At 69.5% G+C, this 512-nt stretch carries 1 protein-coding gene; it reads left to right on the top strand.

Translation table 11 applies throughout. From position 1 onward, the window contains the following. Positions 1 to 152: 152 nt before the first annotated feature. The coding region (bioD, locus tag BN1134_RS18545) for a dethiobiotin synthase (RefSeq protein ID WP_042049026.1) at positions 153 to 512 on the top strand (360 nt) is incomplete at its 3' end.

Here is a 512-nt window from a genome sequence, read left to right as displayed (position 1 = left end):
GCCAGGTCAATGAGGCGCCGCGCGGCGGGCTGGGGGGAAGGGCCCGGCTGGCGGCGCTGGCCGATGCGTACGAGCAACACCGGGTGGACGGCACCCTGCTGGCCACCTATCAGGTCTGCCTCGCCGTGGTGCGTCGCCCTTAGGAGAAGAAGATGAGTCACACCTATTTTTTAACCGGCACCGACACCGACGTGGGCAAGACCCTGGTGGCCTGTAGCCTGCTGCACGCCTGGCAGGCCAGCGGTCTTGCCGCCGTGGGCTACAAGCCGATCGCGGCGGGCTGCGAGCAAAGCGCACAGGGGCTGCGCAACCGCGATGCATTGCAGTTGCAGGCGGCGGGAAGCGTCCAGATGCCCTATGAGGCGATCAATCCCATCGCTTATGCGCCGCCGATCGCCCCCCACATCGCCGCCGAGCAGAGCGGCATCCCCATCGACACGGCCCTGCTCGATGCGGGGCTGGCCCGCTTGCAGGCGAGCGGGGCCGAGCGGGTGCTGGTGGAGGGGGCGGGG

It is taken from the genome of Aeromonas simiae, assembly GCF_000820125.1.
In the GTDB taxonomy this organism is placed as follows: Bacteria; Pseudomonadota; Gammaproteobacteria; order Enterobacterales; family Aeromonadaceae; genus Aeromonas; species Aeromonas simiae.
Note: the sequence above shows the minus strand (reverse complement) of the source record. Positions and strands in the feature narration are given on the sequence as shown.